Consider the following 25,246-nt stretch of genomic DNA (forward strand, 5'->3'; position numbering starts at 1 on the left):
TCCAGACCAACTCGGGTAGAATTCCCCCTTTTTTAAACCCAAGCCCATCCATTAACTGGAATAACGATAGAGGTACTACAGTGATCAGACAGTTTTTTGCAATAGCGCTCACCTTGATTGCATTCAGCGTACAAGCTGCTGAAAAGCCCGAGGGATTCAAAACCATTGACCGCCTCTTTGCAGCGCTTGCAAACCTGGACCACCAGGCTATGCGAGACGGCGTAACCGATGACTTTATCCTGCTAGAGCACGGCGAAATCTGGGATATCGAAATCCTTGTCGCGGCAATGAAACCTTCGGGGCTCAAGCGAACCAATTACTTCAGCATCATCAACTTTGAAGAGCAAAAAGACCTGCTGACCATCAACTACTGGACCAAGGCTAACTTTGCGTCCGAGGACGGCAACAAGGAAGCGGTATGGCTGGAAAGCGCCATTGTTAAGAAAATCGATGGGATATGGTTACTGGCTCAATTGCATTCCACCCGCCTGCCCTCAGGAAAATCTCCCGCTGGTGTGCAGTTTGAGCAACAGGTCCTGTAAACCATTCAAGGTATGAACGCTGCCGCTTAAGCCGGCGCCCTATTCCTAAACGCCCTGGTAAGCTAAATTAACTGCTGGGGCGACTACCGGATTTCAAAGCTTCAAGCTGTTAATATGTGACCCTAAACCACATATTAGTCCCCAACCCTACAGGGCCAACCTATGAAGCTTAACGTTTACCTCTCCGGCGAAATCCACTCCGATTGGCGAGCCCAAATCATCGAAGGCTGCCAAAAAGAAGGGCTGGATATCTCCTTCTCCTCCGCCGTCACCAACCACGATGCCAGCGATGCCGCCGGAGATGGCCTGGGCGATGAGCAGAATTCTTTTTGGCGGGACCACAAATCTGCCAAAGTTAACGCAATCCGGATCAAGCACCTGATTGAAAACTGTGACTTGGCAGTGATCCGATTTGGTGAGAAGTACAAGCAGTGGAACGCTGCCTTCGATGCTGGCTTTTGTGCAGCCTTAGGCAAGTCCTATATCACACTTCACGATGAATCCTTGGTGCACGCACTCAAGGAAGTGGACGGTGCCGCCCAGGCCTGGGCACAGACCCCCGCACAGGTTGTCGATATCCTGAAGTACTTAACCACTCAGGCCTAAAGAGCCTCTGTATAGCAGGCCGGCAGGCATCTACTGACAAAACTGCACAATCAGTAGATGCCGCTAGTTAAAAGCCGTAATTAAGGACACCGGCATAGTTCGGCCGAGAGGCTGCCTCTGCTGACGGGTTGTGCACTACTTCGCCGCTACGATTGATCGCATAGATTTCCGCACCGCAGTGCTTGCAGAATGCCTTCTCCCGTAAAGCCCCCTCTTTAAAGTGATATTTGCGCAGTGAGTTTTCAGGATCGCTGATATGGATAGCGACTTCAGTATCAGCGTGCCCCCTTTGGCCTGCTGGTACAAACAGGGCATCTATAAGCTTGTTGAAATGAATTGCTCCGCAATGACAAGTTAACGGATTCATAGCCTTATCTCCCTGGTCGATTAGTATGGGGAAGCAGTTTACTATTTACTTTAATTTAACAAAGAGGATATATTGAAAAGATCTTTTAGTTTTAAGGAAACAGTCTGTGCGCAGAGAGTACGACAAATACCACTTGATCAACGTCTTTTGCAGTCTTGTTGATCACGGTTCCTTAAGTAAAGCTGCCAAGCACTTGGGCCTGTCTACGCCCACCGTAAGCAAGACTCTCGCCCAACTTGAACAGGCCCTTGGCCAGGTGTTACTCAATCGCACCACCCGGGCAATCGCTGTCACAGACGCCGGAAGGATTGCTTACCAGAAAGGGCAAAAAATAATCAGCTCTTTCGCCGAGCTGGAAGACCAGATTGCAGAGGCGGCAACGCTCACCCGAGGAAAATTAAAAATCACTTTTGCGGAAACCCTCGGCTTAAAAGTATTCAGTCATATCTGCAATGATTTCCAAAAAGCATTCCCCGATTTCAGCTTGGAGCTTATCTTTAGCCCCTATCACCTGGATTTAATCGAGGACGATATCGACATTGCTTTTCGCGTCTGGGAAACCCTGCCCGATTGCCAGTTTTACGCCCAGTCCCTATTTAGTATCCGCCCTATTTTTATTGCCGCGCCGACCTATCTGGAAGAACACGGCTGCCCCAAATCCATTGCCGAGCTCAGCCAACACAACATCATGCTAACCCGCCTTGACGGCCTGGAAGATGGCTGGTCAATTGATGGGAAGTTCTATCAATTCAATGGAAATTTAATCTCCAATAAAACTTTCCATACCCGAGCTGCCGCATTAAACGGGAATGGCATTGCCAAGCTTCCCTCCTATTTTTGCCAGAGAGATATCAAAAAGGGTCGGCTGGTAGAGGTGCTCCCTGAATTAGAGCGAAAAGATAAAACTGTCGGGGCTTTGTATAAAGTAAAACGAAAGGATTCAAAGAAAATTGACGTATTTTTAAACTTTGCACAAGAGCGCTTGCAGGAGTACGACTTTAGCCTGTTTGATAAGTGAGAATGCGCCAAGAAAAACTCTATAGCTATTAGAGAGCCTCTGTGAAGCACTCAGCTGTTTAGTGCCGTCTTAAGTGGTACCATAGAACAATAAAAAGCAACTTAAAACCGCACAACAGTCATATATTGGAGGTTGAAGTGACAATCAGCAAAGAAGTCGAGCAGGGGCAAGCTGTCTATTCCAAACCCGTACTTTGGCTTTACGATATGTGGGTTCTAGGCATATCGAACCGCTTTATTTGGAAGTGCCCAACCCCCGGAATATTAGAGCACTTCAATCGAAATATATCCTCCAACCATTTGGACGTTGGCGTCGGAACGGGTTATTTTATGGACAAGTGCCACTTCCCTTCCGACAAAGTCCGTCTCGCCCTAATGGATCTCAACCAGAATAGCCTGGATATCTCAGCGCAAAGAGTCGCCAGATATAATCCAATCCAATTCTACGGCAATGTCCTCGACAAAATAGCTATAGAAACTGAAGCTTTTGACTCGATCTCCTTAAACTACCTGCTTCACTGCCTTCCGGGTAGGTTATCAGACAAACTTATAGCCCTGGATAATGTGACATCTCTACTGTCAGATTCCGGCACTATATTTGGGTCGACAATCTTATCTAAAGGCGTTTATAGAAGCGCAGCTGCAAAAAAATTAATGGCCATCTACAACAAAAAAGGGATATTTTCCAACACTGAGGATTGCCAGAAAGATCTGGAAGATTTTTTGGCAAACAGGTTCAGTCATTTCAAAATTGAAATACGAGGATGCGTAGCCTTATTCAGCGCACATCATAAACTGGAAACTTTCCTTTAAAATTACAACGAAGTGCCACGGGCTTTTAAATACATGAGACTAATTTCAAATTTAAAGGCAACTAAGCTACTTATCTTTTTTCTCCTCTATACTCTAATCGCCCTTCCCGGTCACTGCTTGGCTTTGCATTTCAGTGTGTTTGATAATAAATTTGATTGTCCTAAAATCCATAATTCTTTAACCTGTGCAAGGGCCATCGAAGATAGGCTGCTCGAAGAGCTCATTTTTGTCAGCCGAACAAAACCATTCCAGTTGGCATTGACACTAAAAAATGGGGAAACAAAGGTCTATACCGATTTCCTAGTGAAAGATAGACCGACGAAAAACCAGGCATTTTCTGCTCTCGAACAAATAAACGACAGCTTCTTACTCATCCACCGGCAACTTTGGGAGGCTAGCTCGTATATTCTATTGGATTTGGACAGCGGCATTGAATACTTGTTATCTGGCTATCCACTTCTGTCCCCCCAAGGCATCTACCTGCTAGTTGCTGAGCAAGACCTAGATGCCGGTTTTAATAAAAACATTCTAAAGGTTTACTATTTAGCTGGAAAATTTCCAAAAATTATTTTTGAAATTGAACCTGAAAACTGGGGGCCGGACCGAGTACGTTGGACAACAGAAAATACTGTTGAATTCTCCAAAAAACAGTTTAACTCCAACTACAACCAAGCAGAAGGCTCCACATTATTCCTGGGAACTAAAGCCTTGCTTTCTATCAACTCAGATAATCGGGATGTAACCCTTCAGGATCTGGATTAAACTAACCGACTGCTATATAACCCATATCCACTGGAGCCATTTTGACCACTAAATCAGATTATTCAGTATTGTTTGTATGCCTCGGTAATATCTGCCGATCCCCACTGGCAGAGGCCGTTTTTCACTCTAAGGCCCGACAGGCGGGCCTTTCTGTTTCGGTAGATTCTGCAGGCATTATCAACTACCACGCAGGTAAACGACCTGACCCAAGAACTCTGGAGGTGGGTCAAAGCAATGGTTATTCCTTCGAAAATAGCTATGCAAGACAGGTTGAGGCAACTGATTTCACTAGATTCGATCATATTTTCGCAATGGACAAGAATAATCTGGAGGCTCTCAAGGCGTTACAGCCAAAGGGCTCCCATGCCCAACTACAACTGTTTCTACCCCTAATCCAAGACTGTCATAAAACTGAAGTCCCCGATCCATACTATGGCGGCGTACAGGGTTTTCGGCAGATTCTTCAGCTAATCGAGCAGGCATCTGATGCCCTCGTTGAATTAATCAAAAGAACCTCATCAGTGAAATAAAGTCAAAATAACCTGTTCAAGCTAGACGTAAAATAGCCTGCTATTCCCTCTTTCTATTCGGCTCACAAATCAAATCGTCAGTTGTTTCATCAGTCCTGAAGGGCCTGCTGATGGGTAAAGGGCGGCAATCATCTTTATCAAAACTCTATGAGTACATTATCGAGCCTGTAGCGGAAACTCTTTCTCAAGAGCAGATCGATCCCACATTCCTTTGTCCGCCGCCGCCTCATAGGTCGACTGCAAAAAATCTAGAAGCGTATCATCAGGAGACCGCGAAGTTCTAACTGCATCATAAGGCAGCAAAAACTCACCCAAATCTTCAGAATAATATGCTGCGTCAGGCGCAACCTTGGCTTGCGCAAATCCTTGAGGCTTTGGATATGCATATGAATAAAAACAGGCACTATCTACCCCGCCACCACCTGGCCAAAAACCTGCACTGCTCACCTCATGAGAATAGGCCTCTCTTGCGACCCAATCAGGAAAATGAGGAATACCTCCCGAATGAGGAGGTGCTTCGCGACCCGAAAATCGAGTAAGCGCCAAGTCAAAACTCCCCCAAAAGAAATGTACCGGACTGCACTTCCCAATAAATCTGCTGCGGAATTCAGTGAACACGCGATCCATCTGAACCAAAGCCTGCCAGAATCGCCAGGCATATTCAGGGTCATATTGGCGATTGTTCTGGTCCTGCTCAAAAGGCGTCGCATCCGCAACCTCTGAAGGCATGGTGTTAATATCAACCGGAATACCCAACTGCTTGAATCCAGCCATAACCTCCCAATAAAAATCTGACACAGCCCGGGTTTCCAAAGGTAAAACCCACTCACCGCCATCAGTAACCAGAATTTTTAGTAAATGCAGGTGGAAATCAAAAGAAACAGAGAAAGACCGCCCCCCATAAGAGACAAGAGATGTCTCAATTCCGCGCGCGGTAATATAGAATGGCACATGCCAAGAGTGGTTAATCCAGGGAGTTTGCTCCAAGCGAATTTTACCAATAACCTGCGTCCACATATGTAGTGTTGCTATAGTATCCAGCCAATTTACATAAGGCAGTGCCGGCCAATCTCTGCTTTTAGATCGATTTACTGATTTCCCCACTGATCCCACTCCGATGTTCATAAGTTTGCATCAAGCGACATAGTAGACCAGCCCGCACTACTACATCATTTTTCCCAGCCAACTGAAAAAGAAAACCGATATTATATATAGTAATATGACTACAACCGTACCCATCACATTCTTTCTAGATAACCTCCCTGATTTATCTGAAAGCCAGAAATTAAATTTTCTGGTTGCCATGGGAATGGCAAACCTGATAAGCAAAAACACAGTTAAGGCGTTAGTGACAAATGTAGAGTAAGCAAGTGGCCAGTGATTAAGAAAAGGAAAAATCCAATCTGTGGAAGCCATAACAATGGGATAAAGCACCAGCAGAATTAACATAGCGATCTTCCACTGTGATGGCGAGGCGCGAGTTTTACCCCGCACATGAGCAAGCCAATCCTCAAAGCCGTGCCCAATACGCTTTATGCTAACGTCTTCAAAAAATCGCCGCCCCTTATTCATCAAACGTCTATGTTCGTCAGAACCTAGCCAGTTCTCCAAGTGTCGAGTCGAGTTAAAGCGTAACACCACCACCCATTCATCCTGAACTCCTTGGATCGGCCTGGTAACATCAGATCCCATAAAACCTGGAAATTTAGCGACCATCTCATCAATTTCGGACTGCCACTTTTTATATTCACGTAAAAACTTTGACTTGACTCGCTTTGACACCACCAGAGTCACCGGCATTGTCATCTGACAGGTATCAACGATTATCTGCTGTCCTACCTTAACCCCATAATTTTCCTCGGCGGAAACGATAAGATACTTGTAGGTACTATTATCAAGAAAAATCTCGAGTTGTTTAATCGTCTCAAACTGGAAAAGTTGAACCCATTCCTTTTGGACATCAGAGACAGGCTCAAATAAATTGACTTCGATTAATCCATCACAAGATAAAGCCACATCCACCAGTTTTTGATGCCATTTACGATAACTGGTTCCTCTATGTGTGGGGACCTCCTGTGACAGCACGACACTCGCATTGGAATTTTCTTCCATTACTTAGCAACTGCTCCACCACATTCTATTTTTGGTCACGAGAGCGAACCTTAAAATCAATAAATCACGCAGAGTTCTCGACCAGAGAATAAAGCCTAGAAAGTTAATCTGCCTCATAAAATCAGAACCAGTGAGAAATTAAAACTTATTCGTTGGCGGTCGAAAAGTTGTTTTCAGCGACCTGCCGGCCAGAACAGGACCATCCGGGCCGTCGATCATGAAGGTAAGTGCTTGATCAATCTAAGAGGGTTTGTGGACCTAGGTGCAAACCCGAGTAGAGAAAGACCACGGAAGACCTTTTATCCCCCCCCTCAGGGATCGGGCTTGATTTGCATGACTATGCCGAAATTGACACTAAGAATAGCATTCGATCCATAGAATTTTGACCAAATGGCCGAGGTTTCTGCGCGTGCGCCAAGCCACTTCAATAAGTCAAATTGGCTTGGCACTCATTACATTAAGTTCAGGCAGTCCAGCTTTCGCCAGTAACAATTACCTTACCATCACGTCCACCCGCAGCTGCCACGCGCACGGCCTCTTTAATCTCACTGAGCGGATACGTGCCGTGAATTGGCGCCGACAGCTTACCTTCCGCAACCAGCTTGGTGATAGTACCAAAGACTTCATGCTGCCTCTCCGGCGTTGCGGCGCCAAACCATTTTGCCAGCCAGAATCCGCGTACCGTAATATCTTTGAATATAATCATGCCAGGGGCGATGACACATGGCTCACCACTAAGCGCGCCATAATTCACCAAAGTCGCCCCCTCTGATAGAGCCTCCCCCATTCTAGCTGTCGCCATACCACCTACAGCATCAATGCCCAGCTTGATTTCAGCTCCACCGGTAGCCGCGGCAACCCGCTTACCCAAGCCCTCGCCATTAACTTCACCATCAACCAAAACGACATCGGCTCCTGCGGCCAGCATTGGATCAATCAGCGACTCCCGCCGAACTACATTGATGACCTTTAGGCCGCGCAACTTGGCCAGCGTAGTGAGATAGGACCCGACACCTGAATTTGCCGCATTCTGAATAACCCAGTCCCCCTCCTGGAGATCCACGAATTCACTCAATAGTAAATATGCCGTGGGAGGATTAATAGTTATCATGGACAGCTGCACAGGGTCCACATTATTCGGCAGAGGGACCAAACCTTGAGCATTCGCCACCATATGAGTAGCCCAGGTGCCACTACCCACGGGCAAAAGTACGATCTGGCCAATCTCAGGACCCGAAACATTAGGGCCGTGCCTGACCACCTTCGCGACACCTTCATTACCACCAACAGCGGGCAGCGGTGGCAACAGGCCATACTCTCCCGTCAACGTCAAAACATCGGATGGGTTAATAGGAGATGCCAGAAGCTCCAGGAGTACCTGTCCTTCTTGAAGTTCAGGGTCCTCAAAAGCCACCGCCTCAATAACATCCTGCGGCACCGGGCCACGCTGTAGGTATTCCGCCTTTAACATATTGCCGTACCCTTTGTATATATATATTGCCACTAGTGGCCTGCACTCGACGAAAGCTATGAATTACAACTGTCCCTTGTCTTCGGCCAGCCTGCGACCAGTCTACCCTTCCCAATCAATAGTTCAAGCGGGTTAATAGCAACCGCCTCCAGCCCTCTTCTTTGTGCTTTCCTATATTGCTGCTCAATGGAAATAGCAGATAGTTATGCGATAAAGCACAAGGTGAATAGGGAAATTTCTGCGTGCTCCGACCACAATCACAATCACAATCACAATCACAATCACAATCACAAAACAGTAAATAGCAGGGAATAGGAAACCTATGCAATATTATCTAAAATATTAAAATGTATAATTTAAAAATTTATTGGCCTCCCTCAGCCAATAAACTAGCAATCATTTGTATCGTAGATGATTGCTAGCTTTCATATTTAGATTAAAGAGTACAACGTTGATACCAATATTTACAAACCCTTAACACTTACTCGGGGCCACCTTGTGTGGGTTATGTAAATTCGGCGGACTTGCATTACCACCGTGCTGCTTCAGCCAGTCGCATGCAAAGATAATATCATCTGCAAGCCCGTTGATCGCATTCAAGTTGAGATGTGGACGCACTACGATCCGCAAGGAATTAACCGCTTGAGCGTTGGGAGGCATAGAATATGCCGAGAGGACCCATCCGCGTTCGCGCACTTTGTCAGAAATATCATATTCATTAAAATGAGTAAACTGATTATTCAGAGTCATCGCGACCACAGGAATCCTCTGAGTTCTATTCATAATCTCAAAGTAACCACTATCCACCAAACGAGTGCGAAGTATCTTTGCGTTTTCCAGCGTATGGCGCATGATATCCCGGTAACCGTTAAAGCCGAGGCGAATGAAATTATAATACTGATAGGCTACCGTGGACGCATTGCGGCTAAAGTTTAAAGTTGCAGTAGGCATTTCACCACCCAGATAATTCACATAGAACATCAGGTCTTCACAGAAGACTGAACGCTCACGAAAAATAACCCAGCCCAATCCAGGCGGGACCAAGCCAAATTTATGCCCAGATGCATTAATGGATTTCACTCTCGGCAAGCGGAAATCCCACTTGTAATGAGGATAAAGGAATGGATTGACGAATCCCCCTGAAGCACCATCAATATGCAAGGGAATGTCCTGCCCAGTCTTTTCCTGGTGCTTGTCCAGCCAGTTGTGAATAGCACGAAAAGCGTCGTCTTCTCCGGTAAATGTCTGACCGGCAATGGCCACGACTGCAATAGTATTTTCGTCCACCAACTTATCCAGGTGCTCACTGGTAAAGCGATAATGCCCAGGCATTAGGGGGGCTATGCGTGGCTCCACATCGAAGTATCGCATAAACTTTTCCCACACAATCTGTACATTAGCACCGGTAACCAGGTTTGGACTGGATGTGTTCTTGCCAGATTTCTCTCGCTGCTTTCGCCAATTCCACTTGTGAGCCAGGCCCGCCAACATACAAGCCTCCGAGGAGCCGATGGTCGCTGCTCCGTATGGCTCTACATCTTTAGGGCCATTCCACAGCTCGTGTAACCAACGCACCATACGTGATTCCATGGCAAATAACTGGGGATACATATCGTGATCGATATAGTTCTTCAAATAGTGTTTTTTTGCTACTTCAAAAGCCTCAGGCTCGGTAAATGTAGTAACAAATGACGAGAGATTCATCGCTGGCTTGGCATCGGACCAGGTTTCGCTGGCGACGATCGCCTCTGCGGCATGTGCCGAAATTCCATTGGTGGGAAAGTGGTCCTCAGGAATATCCTCATTATACTCATCAAAGAACCTATCAAACGGGGACTGCTGCTTCAAAGCCAACCTCCTTTTCAACCATCAATTTCTGAAAATGACTGCTGCTGGTGCCCACCTTCGCCGTGCCATTCAGGCCGATAAAAATAGAAAATCAACAGCGGAACAGTAATAGCGATCCGACCCAGGAACATCGCACATAAGTTATTGGGTCTTGGATAGATAGTTATTCCTGTGGAAAAATGAAAAAAATTAAGGCAAAATAATGGAAACCATACCAATTCCTGCTGTTACCCAGGCACCCATCAAGCCTCCAGGAATTTTGAAACTTCGGGGTAAATGGGGTTTGGTTATGCGCAGGCGAATAACGGCCGAAAACATCAGTAGGTACATAATAAAATACAAACTAACCGCCAGAACTGAAATCAAGATAAGCACTGTAGATGCATTGCCCATGACGATATAGATGGACGGGAAAAACATCAAAACGATACATTAAGCGTATAAACTATTTTTCTGCACTCCCATACAATATTCCCGCTGGAACCCGGGCAGCAGCATCCCATCCTGCGCCGTGGTTAGCAGTCTACGGCAGGGCCCTACCAGCCATGCCTACGTCCCATTGAACACACCATAGCCAATTAACCAACATAGCACCTGAACCGACCACTCAATTCTCAACAGGCGTTCAAAAGCCCCCTCAAATGCAACAAATAAACCGGTTCCTGCAGAATTTTCCTGGTAGAGTAGTATTGCGGCAGTCGACAGCGCCCCGAATGTAAAAATTAAGATCTAATGCGCCGCAGCGATGCCGATGTAAAAAACATCGTCAACTCTTCTTGCGCCTTCATCGGCAAACTTCGCAAGCTGATAACAACAGTTGCAGCTGTCAGACACCTTAAGGCTGCAACAGAAAATATCTTTCTGTTGGCGATATCGGGCGCACTCGGCATGTTTCTCTGCTTTTGTCGCACAAATAAGATTTTCCAGAATGGGACAATTTTATCAGCAACAAAAGAGTGCGCTAATTAGTGTGAGGCAACACACCCCACCTACGAGACCCTGCCCCGGTAACCAACTATTGCTTGAAAGCGCTATCCCAACCTTAATTCACCAGTGGCTTCTGACACTTTACTTCAACGAATAAACCGCAATCATGAAGTCTGGATAGGCCAGATCACAATATATACGCTTCTATAGAAAACTGATCGAGAAACATATCGCGTGTCGATAGCGATTTTCAACACCGCAAAATTTCCAGCTCAATATCAGCTACAACCATGAATAACAGCCAACTTCCGATGCTTTAGCAACCACTATTTTTGCGACGAAGGCGAAGATACCGCACCCGAATAAAGGTCCTCTGGGATATCCCTACAGCATTGTTTAGCAATTTGCTCGAATGCCGCTTTCCACCCTAACACCGCTCTCCTGCTCACTCATCGATATCGGAAAACGACTGCTGTTGGTGGCCACCCTGTCCACGCCAGGAAGGCTTGCGAAAACGAAAGATCAATAAAGGCAAAACAATTGCAATGACTATGCCACCAACGTTAAGCGCTACATAGGTTATTGGGCTTTTAATAGTTAACTGTTCCGGTGGGAAAAAGGAAACGATCAAGGCAAAAATAACTGAGGCAAGCCCTGTACCCGCGGTAATCCAAACCCCTACCAAGCCGCCGGGTATACGGAAGCTCCTAGGTAAATCGGGCCTGGTGATACGCAGGCGAATCACTGCTGCAAACATCAATAGGTACATAATGATGTACAAGCTGATCGCCATTGCAGAAATCAGTACAAATGCGGTGGCCACATTTTCCATCACGATATAGATTGAGGAAATAAGTGCAACTACGATAAATTGAGCGTATAAAATATTTTTTTGTACGCCTATGCGGTTTTCCCGCTGAAACCAAGGCGGCAACATGCCATCCTGAGCCGTCGCTAACAGGCCTCGACTGGGCCCCGCCAGCCATGCCAGCGCCCCACTGAGCGCCCCATAGCCAATTAACCAAGATAACGCCTGAACCGGCCACTCAATTCCCAATAGGCGTTCAAAAGCCCTCTCAAATGCGACAAACAAACCGGTTTCCACAGAGATTTCCTTATAGGGCAGTATCGCGGCTATCGATAAAGCTCCCAGGGTAAAAATCAAGATGGAAGTAACGGCCGCAATACCAATCACAATAGGGTATCCATGCCGTGCGTTGCGCATCTCTGAGACATGGGTAGCCTGCGCCTCTACCCCGGCGAAGGCAAGCAATATAGCGCCGAGAAATGCGACTGCACCCAGTCCATTGATATGGGGAAACCAACGGGGATGGTCGTATCCATCCACGCGTACAGCCACTTCTGGATTAGTCAGAGTTTCCCAGCCTACCGGGTTGCCGCTGACCACCCACCAAACCGCTAAAACAATCAAAATAAAACAGGGAAATACGATTCCCACGAGAAAACCAAATTGCGCCACCCTCACCAATAACTGAGTACCGGTTAGCGCTATTAATGTGGCCACTAGATAGGCAAGGATACAAAAACCACCGATATAGTAGGTATTCTGTGCGATGCTATTGTCACCTACCGCGTAAGCCACCGCAGCTGCCGCAAAACCCAACTCGGTCGGATACCAGACAATGCACTCGATCCATTGCAGCCAGATGGCAACAAACCCCAACTTGGGTGTAAACGCCTCCCCAACCCAGGTATAGACACCACCGGTTCGATCCGAGAAAGCGCTGCCCAATTCTGCGGCCACCAAGCCTGCGGGAATCAAAAAAAGCACAGCAGCGATGCCGATGTAAAAAAACATCGTCAGCTCTTCCTGGGCCATCATCGGCAAACTGCGCAAACTGGTGACAACGGTCGCTGCCGTCAGGAACCCCAGCGCCGTAACAGAAAACATCTTTCTGTTAGCGATATCTGGCATGCCGGACGGGCTATTCCCTTTCTGTCCCACGTAAAGGACCTCTTGAATCGCAATATGAGCTAGCGCCAGCGCAAAGACATAAAAGACACTCCACGAGTCATCGCGATAGAAAAGAGGAAGGGGCGCCCCAAAATCGCTTTCTCGACAGATCGACCTGGAAGAACACCAAGCCCTTCCAAATCCAGGAAAAAATTTGGTGTTTTTCTAGGGAAGCCACTGAGTTCAATCTGCCGTCGATATACCAGCAGAGCTGTAATCTTGAGCACAGAAAACAAAAATCAAAAAACAGGCGCAAAATGGCTGCGAAATTCCCTACCCTAATATAGGTGTCATTCGGAATGGCGAAAATTTACAATTGCCAAAAGGCGCAATCCGCATCTGGAATACCCAAAGGATTTAAGCGGTGAATCGGCATAAGACTTCAACCCAGTGCGAGGTACTAGCCCGGCACACCGTGCTTGGTATAAATATCGAAACGGCCGGACTTACCCTCCAGCGATAAACTCGGCTTTTTTTCGGTCAAATAGGGGGCTAACTTCGGGCGCTTAACTACAGTACGGTAATAGCAGGCCGTCAGTGCGGGCGCTAATAAAGCAGCTGCATCCTCATCAGCTCCGACCAGGTGATGGAATGCCACCATTTCCTTTTTTACCTTGGTAACCTTACCTCGAGGTGGAAACATAGGGTCCAGGTAGACGACCGGCAGGGATTCCTCAGGCTGCTGCCCAAGCCAATCAGCAGCAGACGAACAATGGCCAAGCAAACTCATACGCTCTGCAATAACAGCCAGTTCACGATCTTCCATCGCCGCCAACCGCAACCGATGCAATCCATCCCGGAGCAATTCAAATACCACTGGATTCCGCTCCAGCATATGAATCTCACACCCCAGTGCCGCCAGTACAAAGGCATCTCTTCCCAAGCCGGCGGTCGCATCAAGAATCTTGGGATAAAAACCAGAACGCAGCCCCACGGCTTTGGCCACCGGCTGTGCCTTACCACCGCCATACCTGCGCCGATGCGCAAGCGCCCCACCCACAAAATCCACTAAGACCGGCCCCGCTGCTTTGCGCCCTGTGGCGCACAACCGCAGCTGATCCCCACGGCTCAGCACCTGGGGAACATCGATCACTTCAGAGGGGGGAACAACACCGAGAAACGGATAACCAAGCTGTGCGGACAGCTCTTCTGCCGCAGAGATATACTCCAGCGCAGCAGCAACAATTGCCATGGGGTGACTCACCAGCTCTCCAGGGAATAATCAAAAGGGAGGCGATGCTAACCCGGTTTCTGCAACCATTCCAGAGCCTGGGCGTACTCATCCCCCGGAAAGGGTCTGACTTCTGCACTGATAAAATGGCAGACTAGACTGGGCATAAAACGCAGTATCGGATTGTCAGAGACCACCGCAATTCTGCGGATATGTCGTTGCTTATCTCGTATAAAACGAAAGTGAGAGATCATTGCAACGAAATTCTCCCAACCGGTAAAATCCGCCGCATTCACCAGTAACCCTTCAATTCGGCCCTGTTTACTGATAATGGGGTCCAATTGGGCAGATAGATGATGGAAGTCCTCAGCAGCCAACTTACCCACCGGCCTGACCTCCAAAACTTGATGTTCCCGATCCCACTTGTGCTCAATCATATTTTTAGCATGTGTCAGGACCGCACTTGAGTGCGGCCCTGACGCTCTTTTTACACGATCTAATTCTTTCATTACTGCTGGTCGGTATTGCTTTCCATCCCTTCATCTTGACCGGTGTCAGTTTCTGCTTCAGGAGAAGAAGTACCCATGTCGTTAGTCGCACCCTCAACAGCGTCCTTCGCTTCCTTGGAAGCCTCATCTACAACATTATCGGCCTGGTCGCCCATATCATTCATTGAGTTACCGGAGGTTTCGGGGGTTGTCGCCGAATCATTGCTACCTGGGCTCATGCCGCCGGAACCTGGCACCGATGGATCAGCTGTACCGCTACCGTTGGCTGCCCCGGGAGGTGCAGGATCGGTCTGGTCGGAACCCTGTGGCGTTTGAGCATCGGGGTTACCCATGCCGTCAGGAGGACTGGAAGAGTCGGTGGGAGTCATAGGGTCACTGCCGCTACTGCCACCCCCAGGGGGTGTCGAAGAGTCCTTCATTTCCTCGCTTTTCTGCTCCATGGAATTGTAAGCTTCCTTGGCCTTATGCTCGCCGCTACGAGACATAAAGTAACCGATAATCAGTAGCAAGATGATCAGGGGAATAAGTAACTTCTTCATATCTGGACCTCTCGACCCCAGGCAAATCAACAGAAGACATTTATCACACAACCGTCCCGGATCACCGGATCTGGCTGCCAAGTACTCTCTTCAATAAAAATTCAAATCTCTGACACTCCAGCCTGTTTACGCTGATGCCTAACAGAAGGAAATGCACCAAGGGCAAAAGAAGGTCGCGCCAATAATGATAAGAATAACCCGGCATTGGGGTTCTTCAAGGAAGAGTAACGTTTTACTACCGTTTGGATTGCTGTAAAGCCCACTACGGTTATAGCTGAACGCTATAACGAAGGGTTACACTATGACTAGCGGCTTGTTGAAAAAGACCCACTGCGACCCCTTTTATCAACCCTGCTTAATAAACTTGTTCAGTTGCGCCAGTATCGCACCAGCATCTGACTCTGCCACTACAGCCTCACAACTCCTCAAGTGGAGCCTGCCGTAACTGTCCAGATTGGCGAAAATTAAATAATTTTCACCTTTTTCCAATTTTATATCGCAGGATTCAAGACCCAAGCGAAAGGTAATCTCACCGCCTATGGGCCCTTTCCACACCTCGCTGGGAACTGCAGAGTAGACATAACCTGATATCGCCGTCACCCCCTCCTCAGACAGCGCACTATCTACATCCCGATGAATATCAATCACTTCCACCTGAGCCACGACCTCTGCCTGAGAGAAACGCAACTCCAGGTGATCATCAGTGATTGCCGCAATTTCCTCCGCGAAGCCGGAACTGCTTGCGAGGCCAAGGAAAGAAAGGACACACACCCGGACGAAGGATATCGCGGTAATATGGCGAGACACGATTTTTCTCCATTATTCGCATTCTTGCTAATGTAGACATAGCACAGTCCGACAAAAACTGCTTTGTTTGTTAGATTACAGTAACAAAAAGAAACCGTTCAGCCCATACTGAGTGGCTCTCGATCAAAAGGTCAAAATTTGTAACCAACCGGGAAATCCCAACAGTACAGGGATAATAGTTATATTTTTGCAGGCATTTTGATACACCGTCAGTCTATCTCCTGCAAATAGATTACCGCAAAAATCTCGAAAGAAATCACAAATATTTCTTAGAGCATAGAATTCGAACTCAGGGTACGTCGAATGCTGAAAACACCGACAATTGCGTGCCTGGCGCAAAAATTTTGTGGCCTATTTTCACAAGGCAAACCCGTGATCTTAAATCCATGGCCAAGCACTTGACTGGTGGCCCAAAGGCCCCGATTCAGTTTAACAAGCTGCCGAAAAATAGACTTCCCAACAGCCCACCGAGGTGTCGCGGTAAAAATCCTCAGCGTAAATAGTGGAAGGCTCAGTCTATTGACCGCTATACGCCAGCCGGTAAATTTTATGTGCGAAATCATCTGAAATTAGCACACTGCCGTCGGCCATTTCCAAAAATGCAACCGGGCGTCCCAATGTCGTTTCGCCCTGCACAAAACCGGTGATAAGGGGTTCGTAATCGGTGACTTCTTCACCTTCAATTGTCGCCAGCATTACACGGTAACCAGATTTCTCACTTCGATTCCAAGAACCGTGCTCGGCAACCAAAAGCTGTTGCTGGTATTCCTCCGGGAACCCTTTGCCGCGATAAAAATGTATCCCCAGAGGCGCCACATGGGCGCCCAAATTTAACGCCGGAGCCGAATAATCACTGACGCTCTTACCCTTGCCAAATTCTGGATCGGCAATGTCATCGCCATGAAAATACGGGTAACCAAAATGCTCTCCCGCGTAACTTACCTTATTTATTTCACAAGGAGGAATGTCATCGCCCATCATATCCCTGCCATTGTCACTGAACCACAACTCTCCCGTTTTCGGGTGAAAATCAAAACCAACGGAATTGCGTACACCGTTAGCAACAACCTTGGTTTGCTGGGAGGATAAATCCAGTGAAAATATCTTTGCGTAATTTTCATCGGCATCACAAATATTACATGGTGCCCCCACAGGCACTATCAGTTTACCCTCATCATCAAATCGTAAAAATTTCCAGCCATGGTGCCTGTCCGTTGGAAACTGATCGTAAACAACCTCAGATTTTGGCATCTCCAGATTATTCTCTATATCAGGAAAGCGGATAATCTTGCTGACATCAGCCACATAGAGATCACCATCTTTGTAAGCAATACCAGTGGGGGCCCTCAGGGCCTCCATCAGTACCCAGCGCTTATCCGCTCTGCCATCGTCATTTGTATCCTGAAACGCATACACTTTTTTAGCACTAAAAGAACCAGCATAAACCGTGCCCGATTCTGAGCGGGCAAGTTGGCGAGCAGTCTCTACATCTTCGGCGTAGTAACTAAGCTCAAAACCCTCCGGCACCTGGAGCTGCTCCAGCATCACTTCTGCTTGTGCCAGAGATGTACAAAATAGGCTTGCTAGCAGTATTTTTTTCATTGTTATCAGTCGGCAGGTAAAAACTTATCTTACCCCTAGACCAAGAGCTTGACTAATTCACACCGGCAATACGAGGCAAAACACAGAGAGAATACGATGGGCGGTTGAAATAGAATTTTGCAGCTTCGAAAAGAACCTTAGACATCCATCGCCATGAAGATATAGCCACACACCACCATCTGACAGCTCCTATTCTTACTCAGTAGAGACAAAATTGGACGGTTATAGGGGACAAAATCACCAGGGATGAATCAAGTTGCAGCGGAGTTGGATTGGGCGTACAGGATTAGAAATATCTAGTTGGAAACCACAGCGCCCAGAGTAATCACTCTGGGCGCTGTGGTTGGCTGCCTGATAAGCAACCGGGCCTGGGCCTTTACAGAGGAAGCAGTTCCAGCTCAACGCGACGATTGGCCTGACGTCCAGCATCGGAGTCGTTACTGGCCAGCGGGTAGCGCTCACCATAACCCACAGACTGAACACGGCCTGCAGAAACCCCACTGCCGCTAAAGAAGCTGGCAACGGAGTTAGCACGCTGCTCGCTCAAGCTCTGGTTGTACACATCGGAGCCTGTACTGTCCGTATGGCCGCCGACACGAATTGCAGTTTGATTGAACTCCTGCAGCACAACAGTGACCGATTCCAAAGTGTCATAAAAATCTGTGCGAATATCAGCCCGGTTGGTACCAAAAGTGATATTGCCCGGCATGACCAAACGGATATTGTCACCCTCGCGCTGAACACGAACACCACTGCCCTCAAGACGCTGGCGCAATGCCATTTCCTGGCGGTCCATGTAATAACCGATGCCACCACCGATCGCAGCGCCCCCCAGAGCACCCGTTAGGGCACCTTTACCACGGTCCTTTTTACTGGCGGTGGCCACACCAATAATCGCTCCGGTAAGCGCACCAATGCCTGCGCCTTTGGTGGCATTACTGGTTTTGCTCTCACCGGTGTAAGGATCCATCGTGGTACAACCAACCATTGAACCCAGTGCCAAAGCTATTACCCAATGTTTCATTATTGGCTCTCCTAACGCATTTTTAAGTAACGGGTATCGAACTGCACAGGTTGTGTGCAATCCCCCTATTATCCAGCACTCTGGCTGACCAGCGGCTGAATCAACCCAATGAATTTTTGTAAAGATTACGGCGAAATCGACGCCAGTTCCACTGACTAGTCCCCATTGCGTACCAATCAGCCGCAAATTAGGCTATCGATACAACAGATATCGCTCAAGAAATATTCAACTCTCCCTTCTTCCACAATTTCTGTGGATAAAACTGTGCACTAATAAACATGGCTGCGCGCCAGACGGCGTAAAACCTCGCTCCCAGCGTTTTGCACATTTTTTAAACTTTGCAGTTTTCCATTAAAAAACAACAAGTTACGAATTGAGCAAAATGCCCTAAAAGCGGTGGATAACCATCAGTGATGGAAGAGCCTTGCTGAATTCGCATGTGGAAAAGTTTGTCAATAGCCCTACAGCATCGAGATAAAATTTTTTTAGATACATTTGCGCTTAAAGCCATAACTTCTGGGCGGTAAAACCTTCTTACCGCCCAAGCATGAGCAAATTCGCCTTCGCGCACTCTTATGCACCACAACTCGTGAAGTTTCTCAAAACTTACCCGAGCTTTAGTAATGCGGTGGTTTTTCATCCAACTGTTTAGCTCCGCCCTGCACCTCAAACGCGATAGTGCGATATTTCTCCCCGAGTTCACGCATATGCGCCAGCAAGGTACGGATGTCAGCATCCTGTCGGGTAATGACATCGTTCAGCCCGCTAATAGTGTCCTCCTGAAAAGCCAAACGGCTCTCCAGTTCATCAATACGCTCGACCAGTATTTGCATTTCTTCAGTCATTACAGCAATCCATAAAGAACATCCACCAGACCAACCGCTCGGCGATCCATAAAGAGACTCTGCCCAAGGCGAGTGGTGATATAACCCAGCCCGAGCCCATGCTCTGGGTCTGCAAACCCCACACTGCCGCCGGCACCGGGGTGACCAAAACCCTGGGGGCCCCCAAAACGTAAATCGGCAGCACTGCTACTGCGAATAAAGCCACAACCGAAACTGACTTCCGCCTGCAGTACTTTATCGCGGCCGTGACTCTGCTCCCTGGAAGCTTCATCCACCCAGTGCCGGGGTAAAATCTCAGACTTCTCAATCGCGAGTTCACCGTAAACGGCAGCTAGATCCCGCGCACTGAAGTGGCCATTGGCTGCGGGAATCAAAGCACCCCGCCACTCGGCACTATTGGTGCCCATCATCAAGCTAACCGGGTTGCTAAATGCCATTGCCACCGGGCCCTTGCGGTCTTCTTTTATTGCGCGGCCAATGGCGTTTTCACGCAATTCCGGCAACGGCTGTTTCAGCGGACTTACATCGGCAATACGCTGTGAGCGATGGCCATTCGCACCAAAGCCTCCATCGAGATTGAGGGGTTTGGCTAACATTTCCCGATAAAGTTCCAGAAGGGGTTTTTCTGCAACTCGCTCAATTAATCCACCCAGGCTCCAACCGTATAAAAAAGGTGCATAACCCTGCTCACTGCCCGGCGCCCACCAGGGCGCAGAGCGGGCAACTTCACGACAGGCCGCTTGCCAGTCGTAAATCAAATTGTCTTTGACTCGCTCCCGAAAAGCGACTAATCCACTTCGGTGGCACAACAATTGGCGTGGCGTGACAGATGCCTTACCGGTGGCAAATTCTGGCCAGTAATCCGCCACCGGCCGGTCGAGATCCAGCTTGCCCGCTGCAACCTGTTGCATAGCCAACACGGCGAGAATTCCTTTGGATGAAGAGAAAACATTGGCCAATGTATCTTCGGTAAATGGCCGTTCTGCACCCCGATCTGCACTTCCCGCCCATAAAGAACAGATTAATTCTCCGTGCTGACGCACGGCAAAGGCTGCCCCGGTGTCGCCGCACTCGCGAAAATTCCCGGCGAAAGCATCGTAGAGCGCCTCAAAGCCTGGGGCACAAAAGCCGTATATTTCCATGTATTTACGTCCAGATAATTCGGGTAACTCAGTTGGAGTCCGCAAGGGTAGTTTCTTCCACTCCGCTGCGCAAATCGGTAATATGGCGCGTTCACAGCGAGGGAAAAATATGACTCAGGAAACTGCTATTCAGGATCAGATCCAGGGCAACCACTGCTTCGGCTGCGGCCCCGACAATGACCAGGGCCTACATATTAAGAGCTACTGGACAGAAAAGGATCAAACCCGCTGTGAATTCTTCCCCAGCGCCCACCACAATGCCGGGCCAGCGCAATATTTGAACGGCGGGATTATGGCAACAGTTATAGACTGCCACACTGTGTGTACCGCCATTGCTGATGGCTATCTGCAGTCCGGACGAGCAGTGGGAAGCGGTGATAGGATCTGGTATGCCACAGGAAACCTGGATATCAAGTATCTGGCTCCGGCCCGTATCGACACGCCTCTTATTCTGGAAGCCACCATCACCGAGCGCTCTCCACGAAAAACCGTGTTGCACTGCAACCTCAGCAGCGACGGGCGCCTTTGTGCCAAAGCGGAAGTGATCGCAGTCCGCGTACCAGGTGATTGGTAAGGGAATCGTTCGAAAAACGACCACCCTGCTGTAGCTCCCAAAGCGGGAGCCGCACCATCCACATACATCGATTCCAAGATACAGAGTCTTTAACTACCCTCTACGCCAGCATCACTCATCCCGTCTCAGCAACCTCTTCAAGGCGATGACCGCAAAACTTACAGTATTCCGCATCGGGATCATGAGCACTTCGACTGCAGTTATCGCAACGCACCTGCACCCGCTCCCGATTCATTTCGCCAGCTAGCTCCGCCGTCAAAATACCCGTGGGCACTGCGATAATCGAATAACCGATCAGCATAGTCATTGCAGCAATAGCCTGCCCCAAAGGTGTTTGCGGTGAAATATCGCCATAGCCTACCGTGGTAATCGTAACAATGGCCCAGTAAACACTGGTAGGAATGCTGGAAAACCCATTACCAGGTCCCTCCACCACAAACATTAGAGAGCCAAAGATAATGCACATTACTAATACACCGGAGTAAAACACCAGAATTTTGTGCCGTGCCAGACCAAGAGCCCGCATCAATACATTTGCGTCACGCAGGTAGCGGACCAGCTTTAGGATTCTGAAGATGCGCAGCACGCGCAACAGACGAATCACCAGTAGGTAGGTGGCACCGGTATAGAGAAGGGCCAGATAACTGGGCAGAATCGCCAGGAGGTCTACAATCCCGTAAAACTGAAAATATATTTGCGGCGATTCACCGTACAGTAGATTCGAGCCATATACTCGATAGTAAAGAGTCCGGTAAACACCCACTCCAAACCGATCAGCACATTTTCATAGCGGTCTCTCACCGAACCGATGGAAGCCACCAGCACCAGCCCCACACTGATCAGGATCGCCCAGATCAAAATTACATCAAAGTTTCGCCCTGCTCCGGTCTCGGTTCCGAAAATCACCTCATTGAGCAGTTTTCGACGCCCTGTCAACGCCATCTATCACCCCAACTACGCTGCCGTTTTATAATGCGGCAAAATTCTAACCTGTCCGGCAGCAATGGTCGCCCCAAATTTGCACACCCTCGCCTCCCTTTAACATCCCGCCCGCCTCGGGCACAATCGCGCAACAAATTCCAAACCACCACAGGAGCAATCCCCAGCTATGGCCAAGGATAATCGTCTCGTCTATTCAACTGACCGCGGTCGTATCAAAGAAGAAGCGACAACAGAGAAGCGCCGAGAGGGGGACGGGGTAGTCCGCATCCAAAGGGAAAGCAAAGGCCGCAAGGGCAAAGGGGTTACCTGTGTGCGTGGACTGCCGAGCAGCGACAGTGAACTGAAGCTGCTGCTCGCTGAGTTGAAGAAACGCTGTGGCTGCGGCGGCACCTTGAAAGATGGTGTTATCGAAATTCAGGGCGACAAGCGCAACGAGATTAAAGCGTTCCTCGACTCCCGCAATTACACCGTGAAACTGGCCGGCGGCTAGCCGGCTTTAAGAAGCCGCAAGGGGTTTAATTGCAACTGCTGCTCTTTTATCAGGCATTGCTGCAAAAGAGTGGACAACTGGATTTGGTAGTGTTCCAAGATTAGCGATCGAATATGTTTACAACGGGATTCCATGGACTGCAGCGCAGTCAATATTTCCTGGCGCCCCTGAGGTAGCTGCTGAAAAGACCCCGGCTTTGCCTTCAGCTCTAGAACCCGAGCCAAGCCCTGCTCTTTTAACAGAGGCGAATCCGCAGCAACCGCGAAAGCCGCTTCCAGTTCCCTGACAGAGAGCGCCATATATTTCTGTATCAATTCCCGTTCGGACAAATCTGGCGACAAGTATTGAGTAAACATGGCCAACATATGGCTATAGCCCGCCAGCCTGTCCAGGTGCGGCCCCAGGGAGTCATAAGCGGCCAGGTGTCGCAGCTGATTTCTGGCGCTCTGGCGCTGGTTGGCCGGCATTGCGACAAGCGCTAGGCACACTCGCTGATAGAAGACCGAATAGATTTGCTGAAGTTGCTTTTGCACTTCCTCCAGGGCGGCACGCTTCAGAGCAATACTCTCTTGGGCAGTGGCCAGCCCCCCGCCCTTTAAACAATAGTCCTGGGGGTTCATACGGACTTTAGCGCGAATCAATGCGGCTCCCTGCTGCATCGCAAAAATCTGGATTTGCACCCCTTCCTTGCGCTCACGCAAATCCCGTAGATCAACCAGCTTGCTACGCAGCCAGTCGATCGTGCGCTGCAAATCCAGTGCTCGCATCTCTTCCATCGCAGGCCTCTTTAAAGGCATCAAAGCCAGTGGCGGGAGACGGTTAAAATATGCCTCAAGTACCCCCGCAGACGCCTCTGCTTCGTGGCTGGAACTGAGCAGCGAACGGTTTTCCACCATCTGGCAACCCGTACCGGCTGCTCGCAGTGTCTCTGAGTAGGCCAGGGTTGCAAAGTCGGCAAACAATGGCTGCAATTTAATTTCCCCTTGAATCTGACTGGCAAACGCTCGGCCAGTCAGGTCGGCTATTCGATCGCTGTCGGGGGCCTGCTGTCTATCCCAGGGGTCGCCCGCCTGCGCCATCGCCACTTCAAGTGCGGTGCACGCATCCTCGTCCAGGTTTTCCAGGGTCCAGTGCACCGCTGCGGGCGTATTTTCACAACACTGACCCAAAGCCCTAGCCTCGCGATTGATCTCCGCTACCAAAAGATCGGCATGGATTAATCGATGCCACGTCTTTGTGAAGTCAGCAAACGTATCTCTGCCAACGATCTGTGCCGCAATGGTGTCTGCTCTTTCCTGCAACAGGGCCGCATTGCCACTGGAAAGGCGCCTGTGTAAAGCTTCAAGACGTTGTATAAGCGGCAGAAGAAAGTGTCCACAAATCACCAGAGCATTGTGCAGCGGTCTCTGCAGGCCCCCCGGGTTATTGTCAGGGCACACAGCGCTGCGCTCATTTTCCAACGCCCATTGCATCAGCTCCAGTTGCTGCATGACGCCATAGCTCAGCCAACTCACAGCCCCTAGCAAACGCCCTTGATAAAAACTCAGGCTCCTAGCAATCAGCGCAAGTACGTCCTTCCCTTCCAATGAGGCAATGCTGGCGAGCCCCAGGCTGACCGGGAGCTGCTGGCGCAATACTTGTGAGAATTGTGGTTGAGACAGCACCCCTATATCAGCGGTTATAAAAACCTGACTGATTTTTGGCAGGCCCAGCCTATCAACCCATACATCCATCAGTTGCCGCACACCTTTACCCTCTGAGGGTAACAATTCTCGCGGCTCTACCTGATCGCGCTGATGCACAGGAAAATGGAAGAAGGGCCAAACCAACAGCAGGCTCACGAACAAAGCCAGCGATACAACTAAGAGACTGAAGACCACCCCCACACCGGTGAGCTCGCCTTGCCAGACTGCCCAAGGGATTTGCCAGAGCGCGTGACCAGCACTAAAAACACAGGCTGCCAATATCGACAGAAACAAACAGGGAACCAAGGAGGCTTTGATAAGCCCCCAAACTGCCTTGCCGTGAATAGCAGCACCGGCCCCCGGTAATACGTTCGCCCCAGACAAACACTGCTCAGCCAAAGAAAGCGGTGACTGCTGTTTGTCCAAGGCCTGATCTGCATTGCCCGCTGCCGAACTGTCAGCGACTTTTTCAGACTCGATCGAATCCTCGCAAGACCTAGCCGGTGGATCTTGTAGAGTGGAGTCATCACGCGCAGAGGAGGCCGTGCTGGCCTGAGCTTTACGCCGCTGAGCAACTTTGATCTTGGCGATCAGCTCTCGGTTGTCGAAACGCCCCGCCGGACATACCTCCACACGCAAGCCAATTTTCTGCAGGCCGGAGCGATACGCAAGCGCCTTCTCCGAAGACAACTGATCTTTGAGTACCCACCCCTTTAACAGCAGCCTACGGGCCTGCGCCTCCGGCATGGAAAATAACTTCGCAGCATCGCGAATCACAGCATCCGATTTTTTGGCGTGAAGTGTCCTTCCTGTGGAAACCACCTGATATAAATCCTGGCCCGCCATCTCCCTTCTCCTGTCAGCAAGTGACGCAAAATGTCACATTCATTACACCTTGCGCGGAGAGTAAAAGATTCAGGAAAAATCAGTTGCGCACCAGTTCTCA

25 protein-coding genes and 1 pseudogene are annotated in these 25,246 nt (G+C 49.0%); 9 read left to right on the forward strand and 17 right to left on the reverse strand.

What is annotated here, in order from left to right; translation table 11 throughout:
• The first annotated feature begins 80 nt into the window (after positions 1 to 80).
• Both MO867_RS07700 and MO867_RS07705 read left to right on the forward strand, forming a co-directional pair.
• Positions 81 to 542 (forward strand): nuclear transport factor 2 family protein, encoded by a 462-nt coding sequence (locus tag MO867_RS07700; protein ID WP_252465749.1) that lies wholly within the window; start codon positions 81 to 83, stop codon positions 540 to 542.
• A 162-nt stretch (positions 543 to 704) separates the two neighbouring features.
• On the forward strand, positions 705 to 1,148 hold the full coding sequence (locus MO867_RS07705; protein WP_252465750.1) for a YtoQ family protein: 444 nt from the start codon (positions 705 to 707) through the stop codon (positions 1,146 to 1,148).
• A gap of 67 nt (positions 1,149 to 1,215) precedes the next feature.
• Here MO867_RS07705 and MO867_RS07710 read toward each other — a convergent pair whose 3' ends face one another.
• Positions 1,216 to 1,515 (reverse strand): GFA family protein, encoded by a 300-nt coding sequence (locus tag MO867_RS07710; protein WP_252465752.1) that lies wholly within the window; start codon positions 1,513 to 1,515, stop codon positions 1,216 to 1,218.
• 106 nt (positions 1,516 to 1,621) lie between these two features.
• On the opposite strand from MO867_RS07710, the gene MO867_RS07715 reads away from it, so the two are divergent.
• The 4 genes from MO867_RS07715 (at position 1,622) to MO867_RS07730 (ending at position 4,637) form a co-directional block, all read left to right on the forward strand.
• Positions 1,622 to 2,533, forward strand: coding sequence for a LysR family transcriptional regulator (locus MO867_RS07715; protein ID WP_252465753.1), 912 nt, complete (start codon positions 1,622 to 1,624; stop codon positions 2,531 to 2,533).
• Positions 2,534 to 2,670: 137 nt separating this feature from the next.
• Positions 2,671 to 3,345 carry a class I SAM-dependent methyltransferase gene (locus MO867_RS07720; RefSeq protein ID WP_252465754.1) on the forward strand — a complete coding sequence of 225 codons (675 nt, stop codon included), beginning with the start codon at positions 2,671 to 2,673 and terminating at the stop codon, positions 3,343 to 3,345.
• A gap of 135 nt (positions 3,346 to 3,480) precedes the next feature.
• Positions 3,481 to 4,107, forward strand: a complete 627-nt coding sequence (locus MO867_RS07725; protein WP_252465755.1) for a hypothetical protein — start codon at positions 3,481 to 3,483, stop codon at positions 4,105 to 4,107.
• 41 nt (positions 4,108 to 4,148) lie between these two features.
• Positions 4,149 to 4,637, forward strand: a complete 489-nt coding sequence (locus MO867_RS07730; RefSeq protein ID WP_252465756.1) for a low molecular weight protein-tyrosine-phosphatase — start codon at positions 4,149 to 4,151, stop codon at positions 4,635 to 4,637.
• A gap of 156 nt (positions 4,638 to 4,793) precedes the next feature.
• Here the strand turns inward: MO867_RS07730 and MO867_RS07735 are convergent, their stop codons facing one another.
• The 4 genes from MO867_RS07735 to gad form a co-directional block, all read right to left on the reverse strand.
• Entirely contained in the window at positions 4,794 to 5,762 is a 969-nt protein-coding gene (locus MO867_RS07735) for a DUF5996 family protein (protein WP_256473876.1), read from the reverse strand.
• A 39-nt stretch (positions 5,763 to 5,801) separates the two neighbouring features.
• Positions 5,802 to 6,749, reverse strand: coding sequence for an antibiotic biosynthesis monooxygenase (locus MO867_RS07740; protein WP_252465757.1), 948 nt, complete (start codon positions 6,747 to 6,749; stop codon positions 5,802 to 5,804).
• A 463-nt stretch (positions 6,750 to 7,212) separates the two neighbouring features.
• Positions 7,213 to 8,253, reverse strand: coding sequence for a zinc-dependent alcohol dehydrogenase family protein (locus MO867_RS07745; protein ID WP_252465758.1), 1,041 nt, complete (start codon positions 8,251 to 8,253; stop codon positions 7,213 to 7,215).
• A 441-nt stretch (positions 8,254 to 8,694) separates the two neighbouring features.
• Positions 8,695 to 10,068, reverse strand: a complete 1,374-nt coding sequence (gene gad, locus MO867_RS07750) for a glutamate decarboxylase (RefSeq protein ID WP_252465759.1) — start codon at positions 10,066 to 10,068, stop codon at positions 8,695 to 8,697.
• 732 nt (positions 10,069 to 10,800) lie between these two features.
• Between gad and MO867_RS07755 the strand changes: the two genes are divergently transcribed.
• On the forward strand, positions 10,801 to 11,037 hold the full coding sequence (locus MO867_RS07755; RefSeq protein WP_252465760.1) for a hypothetical protein: 237 nt from the start codon (positions 10,801 to 10,803) through the stop codon (positions 11,035 to 11,037).
• A 403-nt stretch (positions 11,038 to 11,440) separates the two neighbouring features.
• Here the strand turns inward: MO867_RS07755 and MO867_RS07760 are convergent, their stop codons facing one another.
• From MO867_RS07760 to MO867_RS07805, 10 genes are all read right to left on the reverse strand, one after another.
• The gene (locus MO867_RS07760) at positions 11,441 to 12,961 is read right to left on the reverse strand and encodes an amino acid permease (RefSeq protein WP_252465761.1); all 1,521 of its coding nucleotides are present in this window, start codon (positions 12,959 to 12,961) and stop codon (positions 11,441 to 11,443) included.
• A 409-nt stretch (positions 12,962 to 13,370) separates the two neighbouring features.
• Positions 13,371 to 14,174 (reverse strand): class I SAM-dependent methyltransferase, encoded by an 804-nt coding sequence (locus tag MO867_RS07765; protein WP_252465762.1) that lies wholly within the window; start codon positions 14,172 to 14,174, stop codon positions 13,371 to 13,373.
• Between the two features lie 35 nt (positions 14,175 to 14,209).
• On the reverse strand, positions 14,210 to 14,578 hold the full coding sequence (locus MO867_RS07770) for a SpoIIAA family protein (protein ID WP_252465764.1): 369 nt from the start codon (positions 14,576 to 14,578) through the stop codon (positions 14,210 to 14,212).
• A 71-nt stretch (positions 14,579 to 14,649) separates the two neighbouring features.
• Positions 14,650 to 15,189: a hypothetical protein gene (locus tag MO867_RS07775; protein ID WP_252465766.1), complete on the reverse strand. Its 540-nt coding sequence runs from the start codon at positions 15,187 to 15,189 to the stop codon at positions 14,650 to 14,652.
• 345 nt (positions 15,190 to 15,534) lie between these two features.
• The gene (locus MO867_RS07780; protein WP_252465768.1) at positions 15,535 to 15,996 is read right to left on the reverse strand and encodes a hypothetical protein; all 462 of its coding nucleotides are present in this window, start codon (positions 15,994 to 15,996) and stop codon (positions 15,535 to 15,537) included.
• 516 nt (positions 15,997 to 16,512) lie between these two features.
• The gene (locus MO867_RS07785) at positions 16,513 to 17,598 is read right to left on the reverse strand and encodes a PQQ-dependent sugar dehydrogenase (protein WP_252465770.1); all 1,086 of its coding nucleotides are present in this window, start codon (positions 17,596 to 17,598) and stop codon (positions 16,513 to 16,515) included.
• Positions 17,599 to 17,974: 376 nt separating this feature from the next.
• Positions 17,975 to 18,622, reverse strand: a complete 648-nt coding sequence (locus MO867_RS07790) for a YiaD family glycine zipper/OmpA-like lipoprotein (protein WP_252465771.1) — start codon at positions 18,620 to 18,622, stop codon at positions 17,975 to 17,977.
• 331 nt (positions 18,623 to 18,953) lie between these two features.
• Positions 18,954 to 19,193, reverse strand: a complete 240-nt coding sequence (locus MO867_RS07795) for a hypothetical protein (RefSeq protein WP_252465772.1) — start codon at positions 19,191 to 19,193, stop codon at positions 18,954 to 18,956.
• A gap of 46 nt (positions 19,194 to 19,239) precedes the next feature.
• Positions 19,240 to 19,467 (reverse strand): SlyX family protein, encoded by a 228-nt coding sequence (locus MO867_RS07800; RefSeq protein ID WP_252465773.1) that lies wholly within the window; start codon positions 19,465 to 19,467, stop codon positions 19,240 to 19,242.
• Positions 19,467 to 20,609: a serine hydrolase domain-containing protein gene (locus MO867_RS07805; protein WP_252465774.1), complete on the reverse strand. Its 1,143-nt coding sequence runs from the start codon at positions 20,607 to 20,609 to the stop codon at positions 19,467 to 19,469. Before MO867_RS07805 ends, MO867_RS07800 begins: the two co-directional genes overlap by 1 nt.
• Before the next feature lie 109 nt (positions 20,610 to 20,718).
• On the opposite strand from MO867_RS07805, the gene MO867_RS07810 reads away from it, so the two are divergent.
• On the forward strand, positions 20,719 to 21,183 hold the full coding sequence (locus MO867_RS07810) for a PaaI family thioesterase (protein WP_252465775.1): 465 nt from the start codon (positions 20,719 to 20,721) through the stop codon (positions 21,181 to 21,183).
• Positions 21,184 to 21,298: 115 nt separating this feature from the next.
• Here the strand turns inward: MO867_RS07810 and MO867_RS07815 are convergent.
• A pseudogene (locus tag MO867_RS07815) lies at positions 21,299 to 22,125 on the reverse strand (ion transporter).
• 166 nt (positions 22,126 to 22,291) lie between these two features.
• Between MO867_RS07815 and yciH the strand changes: the two are divergent.
• The gene (gene yciH / locus MO867_RS07820) at positions 22,292 to 22,615 is read left to right on the forward strand and encodes a stress response translation initiation inhibitor YciH (protein ID WP_252465776.1); all 324 of its coding nucleotides are present in this window, start codon (positions 22,292 to 22,294) and stop codon (positions 22,613 to 22,615) included.
• On the opposite strand, the gene MO867_RS07825 is transcribed toward yciH, so the two are convergent.
• A complete protein-coding gene (locus MO867_RS07825; RefSeq protein WP_252465777.1) occupies positions 22,612 to 25,146 on the reverse strand; it encodes a hypothetical protein in 2,535 nt (844 codons plus the stop codon). The two genes, yciH and MO867_RS07825, sit on opposite strands and share 4 nt — an antisense overlap.
• Positions 25,147 to 25,246: the final 100 nt, after the last annotated feature.

Origin of the sequence: Microbulbifer okhotskensis, assembly GCF_023895975.1 — a bacterium.
GTDB classification, from domain to species: Bacteria; Pseudomonadota; Gammaproteobacteria; order Pseudomonadales; family Cellvibrionaceae; genus Microbulbifer; species Microbulbifer okhotskensis.